The organism is Terriglobia bacterium (genome assembly GCA_035712365.1).
Lineage (GTDB): Bacteria > Acidobacteriota > Terriglobia > UBA7540 > UBA7540 > SCRD01.
Genome location: DASTAW010000015.1, coordinates 115,199 through 135,620, shown reverse-complemented (window position 1 = coordinate 135,620; position 20,422 = coordinate 115,199). Strand labels below are relative to the sequence as shown.

The following is a 20,422-nucleotide window of genomic DNA, read 5'->3' as shown; positions in this document are numbered from 1 at the left end:
TATGGCAATTGGCGAAGAACAGGCGGCCTTGTGCTGCGATCCAGAGTTGAAGCGCGGTTTGCTAAAGAAGCTTCTGATGCTGGGCTACTGCCGTGCTTACGGACATCCCGATCTTCATACTCATATCCGGTGGCGGGCCTTGAAGCCGATTCTTTCCGGCGGCGCCTTTCGCGGCCGTCCCATCGTACTGGAAATCGGCTGCTCTTCCGGGATCATATCATTTGCAGTAGCGCGGCAGCACCGGAATGTCAGCATCGTCGCAGTCGATGCTGACGGTGCAGCGATCCGAACCGCGGAAAGCGCAAGAAGCCTGAACGAAGTGTCGAACATTGATTTCCGGGTTCTGCGGGTTCCAGGCCTGGAAAGCTTTGCTGATGGAACGTTCGATGTGGTCTTGCTGATTGATGTTATTGAGCATGTGGTTGAGGATGTGATCCTGATGAAGGAGATTGGCCGGATTCTGAAACCGGGAGGGAAAGTGATCATCTCGACGCCAACGCCCAACTATCCCCGGATCTTCGGCCGGCGGTTTCATGAACTAGTTGGCCATGTTCGCGACGGATACTGGAAAGGAAGTCTGCAGGTCGTGCTGGGTGATGCAGGATTCGGTGAGATGCAATGCAAGCCGTACACCTATCCCCCCAGCGCACTGGTCTGTTTTGCCTTCTATCGCTGGCTTATCAATCTGCAACCCTTATCTTCGTGCTTCTCACCTCTGCTCAACCTGTTTTCCTATCTTGACTTCCTCTGGCCGGTTCGAAAAGAAAGGTTGGCGTGTTCACTTGCGATGGTCGCTGTCAAGCAAGGTTGATTGTTGCACTCAGAGCTCGGAGTAATCGGATTTCGTTGCTGTCGGGTCAGTTGGTGTGTTCCCGGAAGTACTCGATTGTGGCTTGCAGTCCCTCTTCCAACGACACTTTTGGTTCCCATCCAAGCAGGCGGCGGGCGCGGGAGATGTCTGGACAGCGCACCTTGGGGTCGTCGGTCGGCAAAGGATGGAAACCTACCGGGCTTGGACTGCCTGTCATTTCCGTGATGATTCGAGCGATAGCAACGATTTTCTCTTCCCTCGGATTGCCAAGGTTAACCGGATAATGAATTCCCCAGTCTTCTGCTTGTGCGCCCGCCGCCCGGGAATCAGAGCCAGCCAGCAAGAGGCGCATCAGGCCGTCGATCAGGTCACTGACGTAGCAGAAACTTCTTGTCTGGCTTCCATCGCCGTAAATTGTCAGTTCCTTTCCCTCGAGGGCCTGAACAATAAAATTGGAAACTACCCGGCCATCGCTGGCGCGCATCCAGGGGCCGTAAGTATTGAATATTCTTGCGATCCGAGTGTCCAGGCCGTGGCGCCGATGATAGGCCATAGTCAGGGCCTCAGAGGCTCGCTTGGCTTCGTCATAGACACTCCGGGGACCGATGGGATTCACGTGGCCCCAGTAGCGTTCGGTTTGAGGGCTCACATTCGGGTCGCCGTAAACTTCCGAAGTGCTGGTGAGCAGAAAGCGCGCTTTCTTGGCCAGGGTCAAGGCGAGCAAGTTGCGGGTTCCGATGGTCCCCACTTCCAGGGTCTCAATCGGGAACCGGAGATAATCAGGTGGGCTTGCCGGACACGCCATGTGAACGACAGCGTCCAGTGGCCCCTCGATTTCAAAGGGTTTCGTGACGTCCTGAATGATGAACCGGAATGACGGGCCTTGCTCAAATTCTCCTATGTTTTCGCGGCGTCCTGTCATGAGATTGTCCATGCAAAGGACTTCATTCCCCTGCGTAAGCATCGCCGCGCAAAAATGCCTGCCGAGAAAGCCTGCTCCCCCACTGATTAAAATTCGCATTTGTCCTCTAAGTGCCCGGGTGAACCGCGCATATCACGTTATCTGCCCCATGCTTCTGGAACATTATAGCCCCGCGACCCCGGTTATGGCGGCGCCCGTCTGCCACACGGGTGCAAGGACCGCGATGCTCAGCCGCAAACCTGCCCAGGATCTCGGCGCCGGTTTTGAAAGGTGTGATTAATGAAGGGTTCGTCTGGCAGAGTCTAATCCCGGATCAGTAATACGTGCCCCTACGTCGCCTGGCCGTCCGCGCGGTAATCGCTGCCATATCCGTAACCGTATTGCTGGTAGGCGCCGTACTTGCCGCCATAATTCGACTTGTGGATCTGAACATCGTTCAGTGCCACCCCGAGAATGCGCGCCCCGGACCCATAGAGCAATGTCCTGGCCCTGCGAACAACGTCGTAGGGAGTTTCATAGGCACGGGTGACCAGGACCACCGCGTCCGTAATCGTGGCAAGGATGCGGCTGTCGGCGACCGTCAGAATAGGTGGAGAATCGACGAGCACGTACTCGAATTCCGCGTGGAGCCTCTTCAGCAGCTCCGCCGTCAGCGAAGACGACAGAACTTCCGCGGGGTTGGGAGGGATGGGTCCGCAGGGGATGATGGAAAGATTGGGAACTCCATTGACCGGCAAAATGGCCTCTGAGAGCTGGACCCGCCTCGTCAGGCATTGGACAAAGCCCGGACTGTTTTTTACTCCTGCTGCCCGATGGCAGGCAGGCCGCCGCATGTCACAATCCACAATCAAGACCTTGCTGCCCAGGCTGGATAGGGTGGCGCCCAGGTTCACCGTGGTGGTGGTCTTGCCTTCACCCGGCAGCGCGCTGGTTACCAGCAATAATTTGGGCACGGGGTTGGCTGAAAGCAGAATCGACGTTCGCAGGGACCTGAAAGCCTCCACAGCCATAGGGTCTTTCTGCAAAGCCAGGCCGTAGGAACCATTCGAGCCATTCCCGATGGTGGTGATTCCCTGTTCCAATAATTTTGAGGAACCATTCAGATGGACCGAGGGAATAAGGCCCAGAGAAGGAAGACGAAGCAGAGACTCCACTTCATCAGGGGTCTTGAGCGTATTGTCCAGATATTCCTGGAAGAATGCCAGTCCCACACCCATGCTCAGGCCCAGAATTAAACCGAAGGCAAGGTTGAGCATCACCCGGGGCTTGGCCGGTCCTTTCGGTACCTGCGCCGGATCAACCACCCTGATATTACTGGCGTTCAATCCAGCGGCTACCTGAGCTTCCTTCATCCGCTGCAGAACGCCGTCATAAAGCGAGCGGTTCGTGTCCACCTCGCGCTTCAGGAGGTTGTACTGAATGGTTTTTTGAGAGACAACGTCCACCAGCCCTTCCTGCTGGCTAATCAGCTTGTTCAGATATGTCTCCCGCACAACGGCGGCGTCATACTGTTGCGCAATGTTTTGAGTCAGGGCCTGCTTCTGGTGGTCGAGATTAGCCTGGAGCGTGTCAATCTGTTTCTTGAGGGCCATCGCTTTCGGATATCCAGGTTTCACGGTAGCCGTCAGTTCGGAATACTGGCGCTTCAGGTCAGAAAGAGTTTGCTCGAGTGTTTGAATGAGCCTGTTGTCAAGAATTCCTGGGAGGTCCTGCACCTTGCCTGCCTGGACCAGGCTGTACTGGGCTTGCTTCTGGGCCCGGTCCCCCTGGGCCCTGGTGTACTCCTCCTCAAGCTGTTCCAGGCGGGCATTGGCCATGCTCTGAGCCTGCGCGTTTACAGCGTTCTGAATAAATAGGATGGAATTCTTAGCCGCATAGGCCTGCAGGGCATCTTCAGAAGATTTGAGCTTTGCCTTCAGCTCAACCAGCCGCCCAGAAAGCCATTCCGACGCCTTCAAGGCTTCATTCCACTTCACCTGGAGATTTTGGTCGATATAGTCTTCGCTTAGCTGATTGGCAATCCGCGACGCCAAGGCCGCATTTTGAGAGTAGAAGGTGACTTCAACAAGATTGCTGCGTTCAATGGGACTGACCGCGACAGCCCTCATGAAATTGCCCACGCTGTTGCCGTACGCTTCCGAGTTGGGGTCCGGAGGGTTCGGGTCTGAGGAGGAAGGGATTTTGTCGGGGTCCTTCGTGACCAGCCCCAAAAAACTGCGGCTTCGATAAAACTCTGGATACTGGTAAAGGCGCAGGTCCCGCACCACCCGTTCTGAAAGCGAGCGGCTCTTTAGAATTTTATACTGCGTTTCACGGTAACTCTGAAGGTCCCATGCAGGCCCCGCCTGGGCAATCTGCTGGAAGCTCAGCACCTGGGGCTCTTCGGGATTGATTTCGATCAGCACCCTGCCGGCGTAAATGGGTTCTTGCTTGAAGGTCCCGATGGCCACGGTGGTGAACACGATCAGGAGGGAAGTCAGCACTGCCCATCGCCGCTTCAGGATCACATGCCAATAATCCAGCAGCCGTGGCGACTCTTCGGGCGAGACATCCAGAATGTCAGCTTCGCGCAAGTAATGCCCGTTGAGGCGCTCGACGCTTTGCGTCCGATTGATCGGCGTTATTTCATTTTCCATACCATTCCTTCACTACCGGGCGAGCCGCCTCGAATTTATTGGGTGTAACTTCTCCATGCCCTGGATCACGAAGGCGTAACTCATCCTCCCAATCCTGTGTGGTCGAGCTGTGCATGAAACTCTGAATTGATGGTGAGAATGGCTGCCAGCTTCAGGTCAGTTGAGGGCACGAATTTGAACCAAGTATCCCCCGCAAGCCTGGCCTTCCAGCAGAGCGCCGGCAAGGTCCTCCCGTGTCCCACTTGATCGTTTCCTATGGCAGGACGACAGGCGACCCCTTCAGCGGCCTCCATTCCTCGCTCCAAGATTTGTTGCAGACGCCGGTCCACCACTCTCATTGCAGGAACGCTCTCAGTTCTGCAGGCCAAAATACCAAATTCACGCTGGGCAGACTTCCCGTGGCCGCTCCCGGCCTTTGTTCGGAATGGGTTGAACTCAATTTGGGCCAACTACTTCCTGAACACTTACGCTCCAGGTCCCGCGTCTCTTCTGCCGCCATCGGCGATCATTAGAAACTACTAATCATCAACGAGACTAACAGAGGCATCCAACTCTGTCAATCTGTGTACCGGATTGAAATTAAAACCCTTGCAAAAATTTTCGAAGACGGCTGTCAGCTCCAGCGAGTCGGCTTGAAGAAGGTGGCTCCTTTGATATTGACCCTGGAATTCGCCTCTGAGCGGCTTCGCCAAAACCCGACGGCAAACTAGAGTTGCATTTCGGCGCGTGGGGCGTTAGGGGGAATCTTACAAGTTAAGCAAATCCAGCGAATTTCCGTTTCTGAAAAACGACGCCAGCGCGCTTGACGGTTCGGCTTAGTCCCTGCAAATTGCGTAAACTGCAAAATTCGCGTGTTTGAACTCGCTCTTTTTTGATGTTAGAATTCGCAGTTTCCAGAAAAGGCGATCGGCGAAAAACCTCGGAAGGTTTCCAAACATCATGCTGAACCCCCAACTTATCGCCAGAAGGATCTTTTCAAAACCAACCAGGACGGATCCATGACAAATAGGAAGTTGGCCCCCTTGGCGGCTGCAACCGGGGCTATGCTCCTGTTGAGCAGCGCGCTGCTTCAGGGGCAGGGACCCGTAGAAATCACTCGGACCGGAGACACGATTTCCGTTAGAATTGCCGGCGCTCCGTTCACCACTTACCACTTCGGCACGGAATCTCCCAAGCCCTATCTCTCGCCGCTGCGGAGCGCGCAGGGGACTATTGTGACGCGCGGTTGGCCCATGGTGACTGACCTGCCTGGCGAGGACCACGATCACCCTCACCAGCGTGCCATGTATTTCGGGCACGGCGACATCAACAAGATCGACTTCTGGGCGGAGAAGAACCTGACACGGGAGGAGCAGACCGTGAACGGCGTCTTCTATCCAAGCCAAGATCTGCCCAAGGGGCGTACGGTGATTCGCCGGATTGAAGAAATGCAGGGAGGCCCTAACTCAGGCGTGCTCCGTGCGGCTTTCGACCTTGTCAAGCCGGCTGGAGAAGTCATGGGCGAAGAAGTTCAGGCCTATACTTTTTCCGGGGACAAGAATAATCGCGTCATCGATTGCGCCTTCACGCTGCGTGCCAATCACGGGCCCCTGAAAATTGCCGACACCAAGGAAGGGACGTTCGCCATCCGCGTAGTCCATGCGCTTGACTCGCCGCCAGGCCGGATGGTCAATTCAAACGGTGGGGCAGGTGAAAAGGAAATCTGGGGGAAGAAGGCGAATTGGGTGGATTACAATGGCAAGGTGGATGGCGAAGAGGTTGGCATTGCCATTTTCGATAGTCCTCGCAATTTCCGGCATCCTACTACCTGGACGGCGAGAGGCTACGGCCTGTTTGGCGTCAATCCTTTCGGCCTGAGCGTGTTCTTCAACAATCCCAAACTCGACGGCAGTTACACGATCGCTGCGGGCGGCAGCCTAACCCTGCGCTATCGCGTGCTGATTCATCATGGCGATGAGAAGCAGGCCGATGTTGCGGCAGCATGGGAGCAGTATGCCGCAGGGCACTAACCATCCAGTGCAACACCAGGAGACCGGTCGCGGTCACATGACGGCCCGTCGGAGTCCCCGGGTTTTCCAGGTCATTGTGTCCCCGACGATCCTGAAAGGAGAGAGTCTATGGAACGCCACATTAAAGCCAAGGCCGATGGAAAGTACCGGCAGATTGTCGCGCCCGGAACCATGAAGTTTCTGGATTTCGCCCGCGTGCAATTGAAAAACGGAGAGACGCACTCCGGCACGTCAGGCAATCGCGAGTACGTGTTGGACATCTTTTCCGGCACCGCATCAGTTTCGATCAAAAGCGGCAAGGGCGAGCGGCAGGTCTATGAAAACGCCGGCGGCCGTGCCGATGTCTTTTCCGGCCCGCCCGTGATGGTTTACATTCCCATGCAATCCACTTTTGACATCAAGGCAACTTCGGACGCCGTGGACATCGGTATTTTCTCCGCCCCTTCGGGCGCCGCCACGGTGCCGCGCCTGCTGCAGGGTTCAGACGTCACCCTCAATCGCGCGGGGCGCGACAACTGGCAGCGGAACGTCTATTCCGCGCTCGACCTGGACACTCAGGCCGAGCGGTTGCTCGCCGGCGAAACTCTGAACCCTTCGGGCAACTGGTCCAGCTATCCTCCGCACAAACACGACCGCAAAAATCCTCCAAACGAGGCGGTGCTGGAGGAAGTCTACTTTTTCCGCGTCAAGCCTTCGCAGGGCTACGGGTTCATCTGGACTTACACCGCGCCGGACGATCCCGATGGTTTTTCAACCGTTTTTGTGGTTCGCGACGGCGATACAGTGCTGTTGCCCAAGGGTTACCATCCGGTGGTGGCTGCGCCGGGCTACGAGTTGCATTACACCTGGGTGCTGGCCGGAGAAGAGCGCCGCTATGGCGCCTGGAGCGACGACCCGCAACACGCCTGGGTGAAACAGCAATAACTGCGGGCGTAAATTGTGCGAACGCCCGCTGGTGCCGGCAGAACCAGGTCCGGGAGCATGCCTGGAAAGAACCTTCCCATTTGTGTCAGGATTGTTTGTCAGGATTGTTTTGACACACACACTCTGCGGTCGTAGAATGCCTTCCGCCACGGGCCAAGGCGTCCCGGCGTAGCTGATCGTCAGTTGCTGCTTTCAAACGCGCGTCCTGCCCCGGCGTTCGGCGCTACGGATTCCCTATGGCCGACACGACTCAAGTGACGAAATCTCAAGTCTCCGGACAGCGGCTCCGCAGCCTTCCGCATCTGCGATGGTGGATTTGCGCTCTGCTTTTCTGTGGTTCCACCGTCAATTATATTGACCGCGGCACCATCGCCATTCTGGCGCCGCACCTTCAGCAGCTTTTCCATATTACTGAAGCTGATTACGGCTGGATCATCGCCGCCTTCATGTGGGCCTATGCCATCTTCATGCTGATCTCGGGCGGCATCGTTGACTGGCTGGGCACCAGAGTGGGTTATGCGATCTCCATGGGATGGTGGGGATTGGCTACCATCGGGCACGCGTTGGCGCGCGGTGTGTTTTCCTTCGGCGCTGCGAGGTTTATGCTGGGCGCGGGCGAAGCGGGCAACTTCCCGGCCTCCATCAAGGCCGTTGCGGAATGGTTCCCGAAGCGAGAGCGTGCGCTGGCCACCGGTATTTTCAATTCCGGAACCAATATCGGCAACGTCATTGCCTATCCGGTGGTGGGCGCCATCCTGCTGCGCTGGGGATGGCAAGCGGCCTTCATTGTCACCGGGATTTTCGCGCTGATCATCATGGTGGTATGGCTGGCGGTTTATCGAACGCCCAGGCTGCATCGCTGGCTGTCGCTGGAGGAACTGAAGAAGATCGAACTGCGGGAGCCGGACGAAGAAGAAGAACCCGAGGCAAAAATCGAGTGGCGCCGGCTGCTGGCGTATCGTGAGGCGTGGGGCTTTACAGTGGCCAAGTTCCTCACCGATCCCATCTGGTGGTTCTACGTTTTCTGGCTGCCCAAGTACCTGGTGCAGGCGCGAGGCTTCAGCATTCAACAGCTTGAGTGGTTCGGCACCATCCCATTTGTTGCCGCGATTATCGGCAGTGTAGGCGGCGGCTGGCTATCCGGCTTCCTTATACGGAGAGGCTGGAGCGTGAATGCCGGCCGCAAGACCGCCATGGCCGTGTGCGCCTTCTCCATGCCCGCCGGCATTGCTGCGGTCTTGACCGGGAACATCTGGCTGGCGCTGGCGCTGATCTCGGTTTCTACTTCCGCCCACCAGGGTTGGTCGGCGAACCTTTTTACGCTGTCTTCCGACATCTTTCCCAAGCGCGACGTTGCCTCGGTGGTGGGAATCGGCGGGGCAGCGGGCGCCGTGGGCGGCATGATCATTGCTCCGCTGGCGGGCTATGTTCTGCAGTTCACCCACTCCTACGTTCCGCTGTTTATCATCTGCGGCACTATGCACCCCATCGCGCTGGGGCTGGTGCACCTGATTATTCCCAAAATCAAGCCCATCACGCATCCTGCTCGAGCCTGAATCCAACACTGCCTGGGGTGTCACGCTCGTGTACGCGCACACGCTTACAACGCCTGCGCATGTTGAGCGGATGGACCAGGACTGAAGATTTGGATCGGGGGTTAGTCGTCGAGATTGATACGGTCTCCGTCTGCTTTCACAGCGTGTTGTTCTATTCATGGACCACGGCCAGCAGGTCCCGTTCCGCATCAATGCTGATGTTGCTGGGGTGAAAAGGCAGTTGAAACTGTGCATTGCGTGTCGAAGGTCCCTTCATCTGTATGAAGCCGATGCGCCCCGTTTTACCCTGATAGGTGACGTAGAGCGGAACTCCCATCTGGAAGGAACCCGAGACACCCGACTGCGTGAGTGTGAATGAGACTGTCGTTTTGCCGCTCCCCCCACCCTGTAGCTGATAACGGAAATCGTAAGAGGGAGTTTCGTTGCCGTAGACCCATTCATTGAAGAACCAGTCCATCGGCTGCCCTACGTGCTTCTCCACGATGTGTTGGAAATCGGCGGTGCTCGCGTTCTTTCCAGCATAAGTGCTCGTGAAGTCGCGCATAATGTTGATGAAAGCAGCATCGGGGCTTTTGGATTTCGCATCAGCCAGGACCATCCGCAACATTTCCAGTACGTAAGCGCCTTTTTCATAAATCAGATGCTGGGAAGCAGAGGGTTCGAGATAAGAATCCAACTGATCATTGAGGACGATAGGGCCGACGTCCACCGGCCGCACGCCCGCGCGGTCTTTACCCAGCAGCCACTTCCGCTTAAGGTCCCAGAAATCGTCCCATTTTTTTGGTTCCGTAGCCTGGAGGTATAGGGCGGAGGAAAATTCCGCAAAACCTTCTGAAAGCCACTGGTCCCGGTAGGTCTTCCATCCGACCAGATGCCCCCACCATTGATGGGACATTTCATGCGCCGCCACCAGATTGTAGAACTCGCGCGCCTCGCCCGTGTCTTGCAAGTGCAGGTTGTTACGCGTGGTGGAGTCCAGCAGGGAGTCGTAAGGCAGAAAGATCAAAGTGGGCCAGCTCTGGCCGTAACCGAGGACCGGTTGCTCGGTGACGGAGATGGTTTTGAACGGCAGCGGCCCGAAATAGTCCTCATAAAGTCGCATGGCTGCAAGGCTGACCTTGGCTGCGTACAGCGTGTTTGACGCCGTGTTAAAGCCGCCAGTCAGGATTCCATACTCGGCGGCGGCATCGCCTCGGGTAACGAGTCCGGCAACGTCGAGTGTGTTCTGGACCTGCTTCAACTCGTTGGGCACCTCCTTGCCGGCATAAGCATTGACGGTCAGATTGGAGTCGGACGCCGACTTGGTGACGAAGTCGCCGTAGTTAAAGCCGGCGACGGGAAAGGGAAGCTGTGATTCCCACTCCGTGGTCAGGGTATCGTGGTCTTTCTGGGTTTTCACCAGCCGCCCGGTGGCAGCCAGTTCGTATCTCTTCGGTGAAGTGATGCGCAGATGGAATTCTGTACGGTCATTGAAGCCACCGAAGTTCGGGTACCAGGATTCGCGCGAGGTTACGTAATAAAGCCCGCTGCCTCTCTGTTGGATGATATGGCTGTCGGATGTGGAGTCTTCGGCATAGATAATCTTGAGAGTGAAAGCTTGCCCGGGTTCGGCAGGCGCCGCTAGGACCACCCAGGGATCGCTGTCGAGCTTGCGACCTTCCTGAATGAACGCAAGCTTGTTGCCGGACCCATCCGTCACGGCTTGAATCCGCAACACCCCGCGAAGGTTGAGGGGGAGCAGCCGCAACCGGGCCGAGGGAACTTCAGCCAGCATTTCGGCTGTGGCGGAAAGCCGGGCGTGATCGTTGATCACCGCTTCAATCGTTTCCTTGCCGCAGTGCGCGAGCTGGGTTAGATGCTCAGGCCAGGGCGCCTTGGCGTACTCCGAGACAAGATGAAATCCGGCCCACCACTCCCAGTAACTGCCTCGATCATAGTGGATCAGAATTTCTTCTTCGTCGTTACCGAGAGAAGGCAGGACGAGCGTCGGACGGTTCCAACTAATCACGAACAGCAGATTCCCTGAATGCCCTCCTTTGAAGTCTGCGAGGAAAAATCCCCGGCTGGTCGGGTCGGTGAGGTCGGCGAGCATGCGTGCCGGGATATTTTGCATCTGGAAATTGCCATTGCGAACATTGTCCGTCCAGTCGTTGAAGCTTTCCGAAAATTTCTTTTGCGCGTCATCCAGGGCCTTGCCTGCCGCTGCGGCGTCGCCGCGAGGCTGGAAAACCATGAGTTTCTGAAGTTCTTGGAGGGAATCATCCGTGAAGAGAAAGATGGCCTGGTGAAAAGTGTCGTTCAGCTTGGGGGCCTTGGCAAACCGCGCAATCTGGTGCTGCTCGGCAGGCGTGGGCGGGTCGAGTTCGAAGTTCCCATTACCGGTAAACACAGCTCCGAGCACCCGGCCTGCCACCGGAGCCGCCAGCGTCATCTGTCCGTTCGTAAGATGGAAAGTGGCGGCGTCCTTTTTCCAGTCTGCGTTTTCGGCGGCAGCCGCCTGATTGCTGCCGGCCAGTTGACGAATTTGTGCGTAAACCTTCATCAACGTGTCGGAGGGTTGGTGCGTCAGGTCGAGAGGTCCAGGAAGCGGGGCCTGTCCTTTCACGCTGCTGACCGCAGTGAAGAACACGAACCCCGCCAGGATTAGAAAACATAGGAAGTGCTTACGCATGGAAATTCCTCCCATGACCCATAACAGCCGGTTGAATTTTGTCGTGCATCGAAATGGCCGCGTCTTGGGCGCCGGTGGCAGTTTCAGCAGGCACGGCGGAAGATCGGCCCGGTTGGCCAATATTCTGGCTTGGTCACCGTCGAACAGTGCTCCAGAAACAAATCCGTCCACGACTTGCGCCTCGCCTCAGACCGGTGGTTCAGCTCGGAGGCAGCCCACAAAAATCGTGGTGCGAGATTACTACGGTTGCACCGCCCGATCAAGCACTTCTTGGCCAGCCTGTCAAGGCAAAGTAAGAAGTTCCTGTTCTTAGCAAAGTAAGTAGTTCCTGTGGGCGCCAACCGAAGGAGCCCGTAGGGCGACTGAGGTTGGCGCCCACGGCGCGGCTCAGGGGGTACTTCTTCCTGCTTTTACCACTCCCTGTTCCTGCCTCATAATTTTCCAGAGCGGGGGACTCTGACGCAGATGGAAGTCTTTCATCCAAGGGCTACCCGGTGTTCCCCGCCGAGGGGTCGAGATGGAGCGGGCCGAGGCGGACCTGGTCCGTTGGGAACCGGCTCACACCGGCTCACCTTCAGGTAGCGATCCCGGAAGCGTGCCCACAGCGTCTGGTCTCGCCGCTCCTCCACCCGCACCGTCGCGCCTCGTAATCCCGGACGGATATCCGCCCGAGGGATCTGGTATTTCTGCGTGTTGTACCGAATCGTGTAATCGTTGGCCACCACGCGCTCCTCGACGTGGCTCAGGATCGCCGCCAGGTTCTGCTTCGCCCGCAGCGGCCGGTGTGCATCGGGGGACTTTCTCCGCCTCCACGGTGAAGCGCCGATTCCACATCGGCAAGTACTCCTGCTCCCAATAAGCGTTGGCTTCTTTCAGGGTCTGCGCCCCCGCCTGGCGCAGTCCCTTCACCAGCCGGTCCTGGGCGGTGCCGAAGAAGCGCTCGATGCGCCCCTTCGCCTGCGGTGAGTGGGCCGCAATCCATCCTATCCCCAACTCCTTCAACGCCCGCCCGATTTGCGTCCAAGCCTCTGGCCAAGCCTCGTCGTCGGCCTCTCGCACCGGACGGTTCACCGTAAACAGGCTGTCCTTGTCGGTGTAAAATTCTCCCGGTCGCCCCCATCGCTTCAGGTAACTCTCCAGCAAGCGGAAATTCTCTTCCGTGGTGTCGTGCTCGGCAAAGCGCGCCTGGGCGCGGCTGGTCGCGTCGTCGAGCATCGCCAGCAGAGAGAGCTTCGGCCCTCGCCCCTCCAGCCAGTCGTGCTCCGATGAATCCCACTGCACCATCTCGCCGCAACAGGGCCGCCGCGCCCGCCACACGTGCACCGGTTCCACCCGTCGCCGCTTCCGCTTCCACACTCCCGCCTCCATCAGGATTTGCCGTACGCTCTCCTTGCTCATCACCACCCCGTGCTTCTCCCCCAGATACTCGGCCGCCAGCGTCGGCCCAAAGCCGGCATACTCTCGTTTCACCAGACGCACCACTTTCGCCCGTACCGCCGCGCTCAGCTTCCGCTTCGACGCCCGCCCCCGCAGCCGGTGCAGGATCCCCCCATCCCCCTCCTTCCTCAGCCGCCCCACCAACTCCCGTACCCATCGCTCGCTCAGCTTCAATTGCACCCCCGCCTGCTTCTGCGTCAGGTGTCCCTTTTCTGCTTCGTGCAACACCTTCAATCGATCCCGCTCTTTTTGATTCATCCACAGCCCCTGTTGTTTTTTCATCCCCACAGTTTGCCGGTTTCCAACAGGAACTTCTTACTTTGCTGGAATAGGATCTTTTCACTTTGCTGCGACAGCACTTCTTGGCCAGCCGAAGCGCCGCGGGGCTCAATCGGCCAGTGACCGTCGCCGTGGACGTTATTCGATGACAGCCGGTCGCCGGGGCTTAACCGGCCAGAGTTTTGTCCAGGTAGAGGAGTGCGTTGCCATCCCCGCGCGTGAGTGAATGTGAACCGACCCAATAGGGCGGAAGTTGTGGAACCAAAGTATCATCGCCACGGCAAAGATGCCCGTGGCACGCGTTGTAGACCGGAGGGCTTAACCGGCTGGCCTACAAGGAATTACGGCCGCTGCGTCAATCCTGCCGACCAAGCCGTTCGACTACAAAAATTTCTTATAGGTGTAACCATAATTTTTTGCTTGCGTCTAAGATAGTGCGTAGTGGTAGAGTGTCCACTACGGCGCGTGTGGAGATACGCCATGGCCTTTATTAGAAAGAGAGGACGCTCGTATTATCTGGTTCATAATGTGCGGGAAGCCGGTCGTGTCCGCCAGATCCATCTCGCCAACCTGGGCCGCCGTCCGCACATCAGTGATGAAGTGATCCGGGGAGTGAATTCCCAGCATCCTTTTGTAGAAATTGATTGGAAGGAGATCAGGAAGAAGGCCTCCCAGGAGTTGGTGCAACCTTTTGAAAACGACTCGCGCCAGTTGCACGAGCTGCTCGCCAGCATTCACAGTCTCCATCTCGATATCGGTGACCTCCATTTGCCAGTTCTGGCTATGACGCATGACCGCGAACTGGTCGGACAATTGACTTCAAGTCTGAAGCTTCTTCGCACCACACTGGACGTTAAGTTGAATCAACTGCGCCGGGGAAAGGTACAGCTCTACCCCATGTAGAGCAGGAGGACAAGGGAATGTCTCAAGTTCAGACGCTTCTGGATCCAACACTTCACAGCCCAGAGGTAAAAGACTTTGAGCGGGCGCTGATCAAGCGCGTTGTCGGCCAGGACCGCGCCATCCGGCGGCTGGCCAGAATCTATCAGGTGTATAAGGCCGGCCTGGCGGTGGCCGGACGGCCGCTGGCGAACCTGCTGTTCCTGGGGCCGACCGGTTCGGGAAAAACGCGGCTGGTGGAGGCCACCGGCGAGGTGTTGTTTGGGACTCAGCAATCGATTCTGAAGATCGACTGCGCTGAATTCCAGCACAGCCACGAGATCGCCAAGCTGATCGGCTCGCCGCCGGGCTATCTGGGGCACCGCGAGACGCAGCCGCTGATCACCCAGGAAGCGCTGGAGGCACACTACACAGATACTCTGAAGCTCTCGTTTGTCCTTTTTGACGAGATTGAAAAGGCCTCGGACGCCCTGTGGCATTTGCTGCTGGGCATCCTGGACAGGGCTACGCTTACACTGGGTGACAATCGCCGCGTTGACTTTTCGCACTCGATCATCTTTCTCACCTCCAACCTGGGCTCGCAGGAGGTATCGAAGCTCATGCGGGGCGGAATGGGATTCTCGGCTGATTCCCGGATTGACGATGAAGAGTTGGACCATAAGATCTATCGCGTGGCAGTAGAAGCCGCCCGGCGAAAGTTTTCTCCTGAGTTCATGAACCGCATTGACAAAGTCATTGTCTTCCGGTCGCTGCGGAAGGAACATCTGGAGGATATCCTCGATATCGAGCTGGCCAAAGTGCAGGAACGGATCATCACCGCTGCCCCGGGCAACCAGTTTGTCTTCAAGTGCACGCGCTCGGCGCGCGACCTCCTGTTGCTCGAGGGTACAGATCCCAAGAGCGGCGCCCGCCACTTGAAGCGGGCCATCGAGCGCCACCTGGTATTCCCGCTTTCGAACCTGATGGCCACCAAGCAGGTATGCCTGGGCGATGTCATAACGGTTGATGCGGACCCCGGCCTGTCAAAGCTGGTTTTTATGCGGGAGGAGCAAGGAGCGCTTGTCGGCACTGCCTCCGCTTCCGTCAAGCAGACGGCGCTTGTTGCGGTCTCCACAGAGCGCGCCGCCAGCCAGGCTCTGGCACTCAAGGTATCTGTGGATTGAAGCCTCTTCGCTGAAACTATGCAAGAGACATTTTGGCGAAAGCACATTACCGCCGGGCGCATGAGAGTCTCCGTCTTTCCGTTACCTTGGGGCTTGGCCATTGTTCACCCATAGCATTGAAGATGCCGCAGCCAGGCCCGCTCCGTTTCTTGACAGAACTCCGAATCCATCTGAAAATGTCTCTTGCTTGCCGCGGTAGCTCAGGTGGTAGAGCGCAGCCCTGAAAAGGCTGGCGTCGGCGGTTCAACTCCGTCCCGCGGCACCATTCTTGTCAACAACTTACCGGATTGAGATATTTCAGAACAACGGACGAGGTGCGCCGAGTGGCCACTATAAAACCTGTTGGAACCTGAATCTTCCCGAACAGCAGATTCGAGCAATGGGACGAGTGTTTCCGCTATCACGGAGATAGGCACGGCCCTCGGGATGCCGAAGGCTGGGGTACAATTTTCACAAGCTCTGGGAGCCGGAGAGTCTGCCCATGGATAAAGGCCTGTGGACCGGGCAAAGTGGTTTCGCGCGAGTCTTCCTCCTGGTTGTTCTTGGCACCGTCCTTTACTTCGTAGGACGCATCCTCCAACCTTTCTTCCCGGCGCTTGCCTGGGCGGCCATTCTGGCAACCGTTTTTTATCCCGTTTACGAACGGGTCCGGCGCTTTCTGCACCGGCGGGAACTGGCCAGCGCGGTATGTTGCGTGCTGCTGACGGTGGCCATTATTCTTCCCGTCCTGTCGCTGCTGTTCCTGATGGCGAGCGAGTCTGTAAAGGCATACAAATCCCTGGAAAGCGTGATCGGCAGCGGCGTTCCGGCAAAGATTGCCGCCATCCACAACTCCTCCGCGTACCAACACCTGGAGGACTATCTCCGGGGATTGGGCCTGCCGGAGCCCGACCTCGGGGCTACCGCGATGCGGGCCGTCCAGGCAGCGAGCAAGTTTCTGGTGGAGCACAGCGCCGCGGTGCTTTCCGGCTTTATGAATTTCCTTGTGCAACTTTTTGTGATGCTCTTCGGCCTCTACTACCTGTTTCTGCGCGGACCGCAGATCCTGCGCGAGTTGCGCGGCCTGGTTCCTTTCCGGCCGGAGTATGAGGAGCGCATCATCCAGAAGTTCACGGGCGTGGTTCATGCGACGTTCACCGGAAGCCTTGCGGTCGCCCTGATCCAGGGAGCGCTGGGCGGGCTGGGATTTCTGGTGTTTGGAATCTCCTCGCCGCTGCTCTGGGGAGCCACCATGGCGCTGATGTCGCTGGTGCCGGTGGTGGGAACAGCGCTGATTTGGGGGCCGGTGGTCATCTTTTATCTGGTGACAGGGTCGTTCGTAAAAGGGCTGCTGATGCTGGTGGTGTTTGGCGTCGCAATCGGCTCGGTAGATAACATTCTGAAGCCCATTCTGATCCAGCGGGGAATGGAAATTCACACGTTTTGGGTTTTCGTCAGCGTCATCGGCGGGCTCAGCGTTTTCGGCTTTCTGGGCCTGGTGTTGGGACCATTCCTTTTCACCATTCTGGTTTCTCTGCTCGAAATTTATAAAGTTGAATTCGGGAGCGTGGCCATCGAGAAATCCCCCTCCTGAGCTCCGCCTCGAGAAAGTCGCAGGACCTGCCGTGGGGCTTGTCCAGCCGCGCCTGCTTGCGCCCAGCGTCCGAACGGCGCTTCGAGAGTCTGCCTCTGATTGACCTTTTCTGAATCCAGTTGATAAGATGACGTTGGTTAGAGCGACGGAGGGACCACCGTGGACCGATATACGCGCCATCAACTGAAGCAGGATGATTTCTCGGAAAAGATGGAGGCGCTCCAGATTTTTGCCGAGGAGCACCTGAAGGAGATCATTGCCGTTACCGTGGCGGTGCTCGTTGTGGCCGGCGCGGTGTGGTTGATCAAGAGTTATTACGCGCGACGGGAGGCTGCTGCAAACACGGAATTGCAGGCCGCCATTGGCACCTTCCATGCGTATGTAGGCAACAGTCAGCAGGGTGCTCTGACGGGCGCCGGAGAGAGTTATCCCACCGCCGATGCGAAATATCAAAAGGCCCTCGCACAGTTTTCTGAAGTCGTCAGAAAATATCCCCGCACCAAAGCGGGAGGATATGCCCTGATCCAGATGGGCGTCTGCCAGTCCCAACTGGGCAATGACGCAACCGCCATCAAGACCCTGCAGAACGCCAGCAAGAACTCCAACAAGGAGATCGCCTCCCAGGCCAGGTTTGCGCTGGCCGGCGTGCTGGGCAAGACCGGCAAGGCGGAAGAGGCCGCCAAAATTTATCAGGACCTTGCGGACCATCCCACAACCATCGTTCCCAGGGCCACCGCGCTGCTCGCCATGGCCGACGTTTACCGGGCTTCGCAGCCGAAGCGCGCTCGCGAGATTTATGAACAGGTCCAGCAGGAATACGGCTCTGACACCGTGGTCGCCGACTCCCTCAAGCAACAGCTCGCTACCTTGCCTCAATAGCCCGTGTGGCCCCCAGGGGCCGCTCCGTCTGGATCTGGCCACACCCTTCCCGACACTTCCAATCGAGGATGGTCATGGTAAATTCTGATTGGGAACCTGAGACGCCGCCCGGCAGGCGCGCCGTGTTTCCACGCGGTTCGAGGACCGCCGCTGATGGCTGAAACCGAAAGGGAAACCCTCGAAACTGACATCGTGATTGTGGGCGCGGGGCCTGCCGGACTCAGTTGCGCCTTGCGCCTGGCGCAGTTGATCGAGCGTCGCAACGCCAATCCTTCTCCCGGCCCGGCCTTGTCGCCGGAGAACATCTATGTCCTGGAAAAAGCGGCCGAGATTGGCGCCCACTGCCTTTCAGGAGCAGTGCTGGATCCGCGCTCACTGCGCGAACTGGTTCCGGGATTCGAAACGAAGGGCGCGCCCATCGAATCGCCGGTGACGGGCGACGCCGTCTATTTCCTGACAGGTTCAGGCCGGTGGAAGCTGCCAGTCAATCCTCCTTTCTTGCGGAACCATGGAAACTATATCGTTTCCCTTAACAGGCTGACCAAATGGCTCGGAAGCCTGGTTGAAGCCGCTGGGATAAGCCTGTTTCCGGGCTTTGCGGGTTCTGAAATCCTCTACGACGGCCGCCGGGTGGCGGGGGTCCGCACCGATGACAAGGGAATCGACAGGAACGGTAATCCTAAATCGAATTTCCAGCCGGGATATGAGTTGCGAGCGAAGGTGACCGTGTTTGCAGAAGGCCCGCGCGGCTCGCTGGCCAAGCAGCTTGTCCGCGAAGCGGGACTCGACCGTGCAGCCAATCCCCAGGCCTACTCGCTGGGCGTCAAGGAACTCTGGCAGGTCCCAGCCGGGCGCGTCCGGCGCGGGCAGGTGATCCACACTGCCGGCTGGCCGCTCCGCGCGCGGCAGTTTGGCGGCGGTTTCATATACGCGCTCGAAGAGACAGTGCTTTCTCTCGGCCTGGTGGCGGGGCTCGATTATGAGGACCCGCGCTTTGACGTTCACAACAGCTTCCAGCAATACAAGACACACCCCTTTGTGAAAAGCTTGCTCGAAGGCGGCGAGTTGCTTCGCTACGGAGCCAAAACCATTCCCGAAGGCGGATATTTTTCGATCCCCATCACCGCCACCGACGGCGCGCTGGTGATCGGGGACGCCGCAGGCTTCATGAATGCCCAGCGGCTGAAGGGAATCCACCTGGCGATCAAGACGGGCATGCTGGCTGCGGAGACCATTTTCGAAGCCCTCGTGCGGCAAGACTGCTCGCAGGCCGCGCTCAGCAAGTTTGAAACAAAGTGGCGCGAAAGCTGGGTGCACGATGAGCTCTGGAAGGTCCGCAATTATCGTCAGGGATTTGAGCACGGATTCTGGCCCGGAGTGCTGCATGCGGGCTTGCAGATGATGATGGGCGGGCGCGGCGTCCAGGCGCGCCACCCGCTTCGAAAAGACCACGAACATATGAAGCGCCTGGACCAGCTTCCGCCCAACGGGCCTGAGAAAATCAGGCCGGACGGCAGGCTCACGTCCGACAAGCTGTCGGACGTCTACCGCAGTGGAACGCAGCACGAGGAAGACCAGCCTTGCCACCTGAAGATTGCCGATTTCAACATCTGCAACAACCGCTGCACGAAGGAATACGGAAATCCCTGTCAGTACTTCTGCCCGGCGGCGGTGTACGAGATGGAAGAGAACGCCGACGGGTCCGGGCGACATCTGAAGATCAACGCCTCGAACTGCGTTCACTGCAAAACCTGCGACATCGCAGATCCCTATGAGATCATTACCTGGGTTGCCCCGGAAGGCGGCGGAGGCCCGCGTTATGATCGAATGTGAGCGAGGTTTGGAGCCTGCGCAGCGGCAAGGGCCCGGCGCGGCAAAATCGGCCGATTCGGTACTGACACTATGGCGGATGCATCGGAGAAATTCGTAACCGCTGTGGACGGCGCGGAAGGGAGCGAAGCCCGCGAGCAGGGAGATCTCGCGGAAAATCCCCGCGAGTTCACCCGCTGGCAACGATTTGAAATCTTTATCGCAAGCTGGGTTGGTTTTCTTGCAGTCCTGCTGATTGGCCGCACGCTGCGCTGGCACGTCGAGGGCTGGGAACACTGGGAAGCGGCGAAGCGCGCAGGGAAGGGCATCATCTACACTTTCTGGCACCGCGAGATATTCTCCGCCTGCTGGTTCTGGCGGCGGCGCGGCATCGTGGTGATGACCAGCCAGAATTTTGACGGTGAATACATCGCGCGCATCATCGGGATGCACGGCTACGGAGCGTCGCGCGGATCGAGCAGCCGGGGCGCCGGTCGCGCGCTGGCGGAGATGGCGCACTGCCTGCGCTCGGGGCGCGATGCGGCGTTCACCATCGACGGGCCGCGCGGTCCAAGGTTTGTGGCCAAGCGAGGCTCGGTGATTTTGTCGCATTCGACCGGCGCATCCATTCTCTGCTTTCATATCGCACTCAAAAGCGCCTACGTGTTCCGCAAGACCTGGGACCAGACCCAGTTCCCGCATCCCTTCAGCCGCGCCGCCATCTTTATCGCTCCGCCCATTGTGGTGGCCGAGGATGCCGGCGAAGCGGAACAGAACCGCAAACAGCAGGAAGTCCAAATTGCGCTGGACGATTTGCGACGGCGCGGAATGGCGTGGTCAGCGGCGGATTAAC

The 20,422-nt window shown here is 58.0% G+C and carries 15 protein-coding genes and 1 tRNA gene; 11 read left to right on the top strand and 5 right to left on the bottom strand.

Annotated features, from left to right (window positions below):
* The first annotated feature begins 1 nt into the window (after window position 1).
* On the top strand, window positions 2-811 hold the full coding sequence (locus VFQ24_04290) for a class I SAM-dependent methyltransferase (GenBank protein HET9177558.1): 810 nt from the start codon (window positions 2-4) through the stop codon (window positions 809-811).
* Window positions 812-857: 46 nt separating this feature from the next.
* On the opposite strand, the gene VFQ24_04285 is transcribed toward VFQ24_04290, so the two are convergent.
* The 3 genes from VFQ24_04285 to VFQ24_04275 form a co-directional block, all read right to left on the bottom strand.
* A complete protein-coding gene (locus VFQ24_04285) occupies window positions 858-1,832 on the bottom strand; it encodes a UDP-glucuronic acid decarboxylase family protein (protein ID HET9177557.1) in 975 nt (324 codons plus the stop codon).
* 230 nt (window positions 1,833-2,062) lie between these two features.
* Entirely contained in the window at window positions 2,063-4,369 is a 2,307-nt protein-coding gene (locus VFQ24_04280) for a polysaccharide biosynthesis tyrosine autokinase (protein HET9177556.1), read from the bottom strand.
* Between the two features lie 80 nt (window positions 4,370-4,449).
* Window positions 4,450-4,662 carry a hypothetical protein gene (locus VFQ24_04275; protein ID HET9177555.1) on the bottom strand — a complete coding sequence of 71 codons (213 nt, stop codon included), beginning with the start codon at window positions 4,660-4,662 and terminating at the stop codon, window positions 4,450-4,452.
* A gap of 705 nt (window positions 4,663-5,367) precedes the next feature.
* Between VFQ24_04275 and VFQ24_04270 the strand changes: the two genes are divergently transcribed.
* The 3 genes from VFQ24_04270 (at window position 5,368) to VFQ24_04260 (ending at window position 8,858) form a co-directional block, all read left to right on the top strand.
* The gene (locus VFQ24_04270; GenBank protein ID HET9177554.1) at window positions 5,368-6,378 is read left to right on the top strand and encodes a PmoA family protein; all 1,011 of its coding nucleotides are present in this window, start codon (window positions 5,368-5,370) and stop codon (window positions 6,376-6,378) included.
* Window positions 6,379-6,486: 108 nt separating this feature from the next.
* Window positions 6,487-7,302: a 5-deoxy-glucuronate isomerase gene (iolB, locus tag VFQ24_04265; protein ID HET9177553.1), complete on the top strand. Its 816-nt coding sequence runs from the start codon at window positions 6,487-6,489 to the stop codon at window positions 7,300-7,302.
* 236 nt (window positions 7,303-7,538) lie between these two features.
* Window positions 7,539-8,858, top strand: a complete 1,320-nt coding sequence (locus tag VFQ24_04260; protein ID HET9177552.1) for an MFS transporter — start codon at window positions 7,539-7,541, stop codon at window positions 8,856-8,858.
* Between the two features lie 151 nt (window positions 8,859-9,009).
* On the opposite strand, the gene VFQ24_04255 is transcribed toward VFQ24_04260, so the two are convergent.
* Together VFQ24_04255 and VFQ24_04250 are read right to left on the bottom strand one after the other, a co-directional pair.
* Window positions 9,010-11,529, bottom strand: coding sequence for a M1 family aminopeptidase (locus VFQ24_04255; protein HET9177551.1), 2,520 nt, complete (start codon window positions 11,527-11,529; stop codon window positions 9,010-9,012).
* 558 nt (window positions 11,530-12,087) lie between these two features.
* A complete protein-coding gene (locus VFQ24_04250) occupies window positions 12,088-13,224 on the bottom strand; it encodes an ISNCY family transposase (GenBank protein HET9177550.1) in 1,137 nt (378 codons plus the stop codon).
* 501 nt (window positions 13,225-13,725) lie between these two features.
* Between VFQ24_04250 and VFQ24_04245 the strand changes: the two genes are divergently transcribed.
* The 7 genes from VFQ24_04245 (at window position 13,726) to VFQ24_04215 (ending at window position 20,421) form a co-directional block, all read left to right on the top strand.
* The gene (locus tag VFQ24_04245) at window positions 13,726-14,148 is read left to right on the top strand and encodes a hypothetical protein (GenBank protein ID HET9177549.1); all 423 of its coding nucleotides are present in this window, start codon (window positions 13,726-13,728) and stop codon (window positions 14,146-14,148) included.
* 17 nt (window positions 14,149-14,165) lie between these two features.
* A complete protein-coding gene (locus VFQ24_04240) occupies window positions 14,166-15,308 on the top strand; it encodes an AAA family ATPase (protein ID HET9177548.1) in 1,143 nt (380 codons plus the stop codon).
* A gap of 189 nt (window positions 15,309-15,497) precedes the next feature.
* Window positions 15,498-15,573, top strand: a tRNA-Phe gene (locus VFQ24_04235).
* A gap of 216 nt (window positions 15,574-15,789) precedes the next feature.
* Complete coding sequence (locus VFQ24_04230) at window positions 15,790-16,881, top strand: AI-2E family transporter (GenBank protein HET9177547.1); 1,092 nt, start codon at window positions 15,790-15,792, stop codon at window positions 16,879-16,881.
* Between the two features lie 159 nt (window positions 16,882-17,040).
* The gene (locus VFQ24_04225; protein ID HET9177546.1) at window positions 17,041-17,760 is read left to right on the top strand and encodes a tetratricopeptide repeat protein; all 720 of its coding nucleotides are present in this window, start codon (window positions 17,041-17,043) and stop codon (window positions 17,758-17,760) included.
* Window positions 17,761-17,913: 153 nt separating this feature from the next.
* Complete coding sequence (locus VFQ24_04220) at window positions 17,914-19,593, top strand: electron transfer flavoprotein-ubiquinone oxidoreductase (GenBank protein ID HET9177545.1); 1,680 nt, start codon at window positions 17,914-17,916, stop codon at window positions 19,591-19,593.
* 69 nt (window positions 19,594-19,662) lie between these two features.
* The gene (locus VFQ24_04215) at window positions 19,663-20,421 is read left to right on the top strand and encodes a lysophospholipid acyltransferase family protein (protein HET9177544.1); all 759 of its coding nucleotides are present in this window, start codon (window positions 19,663-19,665) and stop codon (window positions 20,419-20,421) included.
* Window position 20,422: the final 1 nt, after the last annotated feature.